General features: G+C 67.2%; 1 protein-coding gene. It reads left to right on the top strand.

Annotated features, from left to right (window positions below):
* A partial coding sequence (locus AB0D04_RS42005) for an SDR family NAD(P)-dependent oxidoreductase (RefSeq protein WP_362712695.1) occupies positions 1–5,922 on the top strand: 5,922 nt, incomplete at both ends.

Raw genomic sequence — 5,922 nt, 5'->3', positions numbered from 1 at the left:
GCGTCCCACTCCCCGCATGTGGAGGCTCTCCGGGACCGGATTCTGACCGATCTTGCCCCGATCAGTCCGATGTCCTCTTCCTCGGTGGGTTTCTTCTCCACGCTGACTGGTGAGCTGATCGACACGGCCGACCTCGATGCCGGGTACTGGTTCCGGAATCTGCGGCAGACGGTCCGTTTCGAGGATGCCGTGCGCGCTGCCGTCGATGCCGGGCACTCCGTGTTTGTCGAGGCTTCCGCTCACCCTGTTTTGACGGTGGGTGTGGAGCAGACGCTTGAGGACGCGGGCGTATCGGGTGCCGCGTTGGGCACCCTGCGTCGCGATCACGGCGGCGCGGAGCAGTTGCTGATGGCGTTCGGGCAGGCGCATGTTCAGGGTCTGGCGGTGGCGTGGGAGAAGGTGCTGGCTCCGTATCAGCCGCAGCGCGTCGACCTGCCGACGTATGCGTTCCAGCGGGAGCGGTATTGGCCGAAGCCGGACGCCCGGCGTCCTGGTGATGTGCGGGGCCTGGGTCTGGGCTCGGCTGGGCATCCGTTGTTGGGTGCGGCTGTGACGTTGGCTGATTCGGATCAGGTGGTTCTTACTGGTCGGTTGTCGTTGTCGTCGCATCCGTGGCTTGCGGATCATGTGGTGTTGGGTTCGGTGTTGTTGCCGGGGACGGCGTTTGTTGAGTTGGTGGTGCGGGCTGGTGATCAGGTGGGTTGTGATGTGGTGGAGGAGCTGGCTCTGGAGGCGCCGTTGGTGTTGCCGGAGTCGGGTGGTGTGGCGCTTCAGGTGAGTGTGGAGGCGCCTGATGGCTCGGACCGTCGGTCGGTGAGTGTCTACTCGCGGCCGGAGGACGATGTCGAGGGCGTGTGGACGCGGCATGCCATGGGCGTGCTTGCTCAGGGCGGTGGTGCTGCGGGGGTTGAGTCTGCTGGGTTCGGTGTGTGGCCGCCGGCTGGGGCGTCGGTGGTCGATGTTGAGGGCGCGTATGAGGCCCTGGCGGGTGCGGGTTATGGGTATGGGCCGGTGTTTCAGGGGTTGCGGTCCGTGTGGCGTGAAGGCGGCGCCGGCGGTGCGGTGTGGGCGGAGGTGGTGTTGCCTGAAGGCGTTGGGGGTGTCGAGGGGTTTGGTATGCATCCGGCGTTGTTGGATGCTGCGTTGCATGCGGCTGGTATAGGTGGGTTGTTGGAGCCGGGCGAGGGTGACGGCGGTCGTGGTCCGCGGTTGCCGTTTGTGTGGTCGGGCGTGCGGGTGCATGCCGTGGGTGCGACTCGGGTGCGGGTCCGGCTGACTGCGCTGGGCAGTGATGAGATGTCGGTGCTTGTGGCCGATGAGACTGGTGCGCCGGTGGCCACGGTTGAGTCGCTGTCGCTGCGCGCGGTGGCCGAGGGGCAGTTGCGCGCTGCCGCTCGGGACGTCGGCTCTCTGTTTGACATCTCCTGGCAGGCGCTCCCCTCGTCCGATTCGGCCTCGGAGCCGGTGGAGTGGGTTGGTCTGGACGGGCTTGAGGGCCCGGCCGGGGCATTTGCGGATCTCGGTGCGCTGAGCGGCGCTGTGGATAAGGGCTTTGAGACACCGGAGGTTGTGGTCGCCGAGATCTCGGCCGGGTCTTCAGGGGCTTCGGGTGTGGTTGAGGCGCTGGGTTTGGTGCAGGGGTGGCTGGCTGAGGAGCGGTTTGCTCAGTCGCGGCTGGTTGTGGTGACGCGGGGCGCGGTGGGTGTACGACCGGGGGATTCGGTTGAGGGTTTGGGCCAGGCTGGGGTGTGGGGGCTGGTTCGTTCTGCGCAGTCCGAACATCCGGGCCGTTTCGTACTGCTCGACACCGACACCGACACCGACGCGGGCGTCGACGTCGACCTTGCTTCTGGGCTGGGCGATGAGCCGCAGGTGGCGGTGCGTGGTGGTGAGGTGTTCGTGCCTCGGCTCCGTCGTGTGCCCCAGGCTCAGGTCCAGGTCCAGGATGAGGATGGGGCAGGGGAGTTGGGTCCTTGGGATGTCGAGGGCACGGTTCTGATTACTGGTGGTACGGGCACGTTGGGTGGTCTGCTGGCGCGCCATCTGGTGGTGGAGCGTGGTGTGCGCCGTCTGTTGTTGACCAGTCGGCGGGGGCTGGACGGCCCGGGTGCTGGGGATCTGGTGGTGGAGCTGGAGGCTTTGGGTGCGGAGGTGCGGGTGGCGGCGTGTGATGCTGCCGACCGTGACGCCTTGGCCGGGGTGCTGGAGTCGATTCCGGGCGATCGTCCGCTGACTGCTGTGATCCATGCCGCCGGTGTGCTGGATGACGGTGTTGTTGAGTCGTTGACGCCGGAGCGGGTCCGTTGCGTGTTGCGGTCGAAGGTGGATGCGGCGTGGAATCTTCACGAGCTCACGCGTGATTGTGGTCTTTCTGCTTTTGTGCTGTTCTCTTCTGCCGCGGGTGTGTTTGGTGCGGCTGGGCAGGGCAATTACGCGGCGGCGAATGCGTATCTCGATGCCTTGGCGCAGCACCGGCGTGTTCAGGGGTTGCCGGCGGTCTCGATGGCTTGGGGTTTGTGGGAGCAGGCCAGCGGCATGACCGGCCACCTGGGTGCGGAGGACAAGGGCCGCATCAACCGTGGCGGCGTCGGCGTACTGAGTTCCCAGCGGGGGCTGGAGCTGTTCGACGCCGCCCTCGTGGCGGACAGTGCCGTCGTCGTGCCGGTCTCGCTCGACCTGGCGGTCATTCGTGCCGGTGCGGCGTCGGCCGGTGTGCCGCCACTGCTGCGTGACCTGGTGCGGGTGCCGACGCGACGGGCAGCAGGCGCCCGGGCAGTAGAGGTCTCCGAGTTCGCCGACCGACTGTCGCGGCTCGCTGGTCCGGAGCAGCTGCCGGACGTCCTGGAGACAGTGCGTCGGCATGTCGCGCAGGTCCTCGGACACGCCGCGGGATCGGATGTCGATCCGGCGCGTCCCTTCAAGGATTTGGGCTTCGACTCCCTCACCGCGGTGGAATTGCGCAACCGATTGAACGCGGCTACTGGGCTGAGGCTGCCGGCGACGTTGGTGTTCGACTACCCGACACCGACTTCTCTGGCGGAATTTGTGCTGAGCGAGGTTACGGGGCGCGAGCAACGGGTCGGAACTGTCGACCCCGTGGGTTCGGTGGCGAGTACCAGTAACGAGCCCATCGCCATTGTGGGGATGGCGTGCCGCTATCCCGGCGGCGTGACCACGCCGGAGCAGCTGTGGCAACTGGTGGCTTCCGAGGGGGACGGTGTCGCCGGCTTTCCCACCGACCGCGGCTGGGACCTTGATGCGTTGTTCGATGTGGCCTCCGGCAAGGCCGGGACCTCGTACGCCCGTGAGGGCGGCTTCCTCTACGACGCCGCCGATTTCGACCCCGCGTTCTTCGGCATTTCGCCCCGCGAGGCCCTGGCGATGGACCCGCAGCAGCGACTGCTCCTGGAGACCTCATGGGAAGCGGTCGAGCGGGCGGGCATCGACCCCGGCACGCTGCGCGGCAGCAAGACGGGCGTGTTCGCCGGCGTCATGTATCACGACTACGCGACCCGCCTGATGACGTCGGGTGAGGATCTGCGCAGCCTGGAGGGATACATCGGCAACGGCACTTCGGGCAGCGTGATGTCCGGCCGGGTGTCCTACGTGTTCGGGTTCGAGGGCCCGGCGGTCACGGTGGACACGGCGTGCTCTTCGTCGCTGGTGGCCACGCATCTGGCCGTACAGGCGCTGCGGAGCGGAGAGTGCTCGCTCGCGCTGGCCGGTGGCGTCACCGTCATGGCACACCCTTCGCTGTTCAGCGAGTTCTCGCGGCAGAACGGGCTCGCCTCGGATGGCCGTTGCAAGTCCTTCGCCGACGCAGCTGATGGTGCCGGGTTCTCCGAGGGCGTCGGCGTGCTGCTGGTGGAGCGGCTGTCGGACGCGCGCCGAAATGGACATCCGGTACTGGCCGTTCTCAGTGGTACGGCGGTGAATCAGGATGGTGCGTCGAATGGTTTGACGGCGCCGAATGGTCCGTCGCAGCAGCGGGTGATCCGGCAGGCGTTGGCGAACGCGCGGTTGTCCGGTGCGGATGTGGATGTGGTGGAGGCGCACGGTACGGGTACGACGCTGGGTGATCCGATCGAGGCGCAGGCGCTGCTGGCCACGTACGGGCAGGGGCGCGACGAGGACCGGCCGCTGTGGCTCGGGTCGATCAAGTCGAACATCGGCCACACCCAGGCCGCCGCGGGTGTGGCGGGCATCATCAAGATGGTCGAGGCGATGCGGCACGGTGTGCTGCCGAAGACGCTGCACGTCGATGAGCCGTCCTCGCACGTTGACTGGTCGACCGGTGCGGTGGAGCTGCTCACCGCGCCCCGGCCGTGGACGGCGGGTGACGCACCACGTCGGGCGGCGGTGTCGTCGTTCGGGATCAGCGGCACGAACGCCCACGTGATCGTGGAGCAGGCAACGCCGGTTGCTGAGCTGTCGCGCCCCGAGGCGGTTGTTCCTGCTGGTGGGCCGGTGCCGTGGGTGGTGTCGGCGAGGTCTGAGGCGGGGTTGCGGGCGCAGGCGCGGCGGTTGGGTGCGTTTGTGGTGGGGCGGCCGGAGTTGTCGCCGGTGGATGTGGGTTTCTCGTTGGCGGTGACGCGGGCGAGTTTTGATCATCGTGCTGCTGTTGTGGGCAGTGATCGTGAGGCGTTGCTGGCGGGGTTGGGGGCGCTCGCGGACGGTGAGTCGGCCGCGGGTGTGGTGCGGGGAGAGGTTGCTGCCGGTGATGGTCGCGTTGGGGTGTTGTTCTCGGGTCAGGGCGCCCAGCGGTTGGGTATGGGGCGGGAGTTGTACGACCGTTTCCCTGTTTTTGCGGATGCCTTCGATGCTGTCTGTGGGGAGTTGGAGCGGGCGTTGGGTTCGTCCGTGCGTGGGGTGGTGTGGGGTGAGGACCGGGATGCGCTGAACCAGACGGTGAACGCGCAGGCGGGTTTGTTTGCGGTTGAGGTGTCGTTGTTCCGGTTGCTGGAGTCTTTTGGTGTCGCGCCGGATGTGTTGATTGGTCATTCGGTGGGGGAGCTGGCGGCGGTGCATGTGGCCGGGGTGCTGTCCCTGGAGGACGCGTGCACGCTGGTGGCCGCGCGGGGTCGGCTGATGCAGGCGCTGCCCGAGGGCGGGGCGATGCTCGCCGTCCAGGCCCGCGAGGAGGAGGTTGTACCGCTGCTGGGTGAGGCGGTGTCGCTGGCCGCGGTCAATGGGCCGGAGTCGGTGGTGGTGTCCGGTGATGTCGATGCGGTTGAGGCTGTGCGGGAGTGGGCGAAGCGACAGGGTCGTAAGACGAATCGGCTGCGGGTTTCGCATGCGTTCCACTCGCATCGGATGGACGGCATGCTGGAGGAGTTCGCCCGGGTAGCGGAGCAGTTGACGTACGGGGCGCCGCAGATTCCTGTGATCTCCACCCTCACCGGTGAGGCTGCTTCTGAGGAGGAGTTGTGCTCGCCGGCGTACTGGGTGCGTCAGGTGCGCGAGGCCGTCCGCTTCGCGGATGCGGTGCGTGCAGCTGCGGGTCAGGGTGTGACGCGGTTTGTGGAGGCCGGCCCGGACAGCGTCCTGGCGGCCCTGGCCAGCACCATCCTGGCCGAAGACGAGACCGACCACATCAGTGTGGCGACGCAGCGCGCCGATCGCGACGCGGAGCACACGCTGATCGCTGCCCTTGCTCACCTGCACGTTCATGGCGTCGGCGTTGAGTTGAGGCAGCTCTTCGTCGGTAATCGGCGGGTTGAACTGCCGACGTATGCGTTTGAGCGGGAGCGTTTTTGGCCGAGGTCTGGTGGGTGGCGTGCTGGTGATGTTCGTGGTCTGGGGTTGAGTTCGACTGGGCATCCGTTGCTGGGTGCGGCTGTGACGTTGGCTGATTCGGATCAGGTGGTTCTTACTGGTCGGTTGTCGTTGTCGTCGCATCCGTGGCTTGCGGATCATGTGGTG

The organism is Streptomyces sp. NPDC048483 (assembly GCF_040651455.1).
Taxonomy (GTDB): Bacteria; Actinomycetota; Actinomycetes; order Streptomycetales; family Streptomycetaceae; genus Streptomyces.
This window is presented reverse-complemented; position numbering and strand designations above follow the sequence as displayed.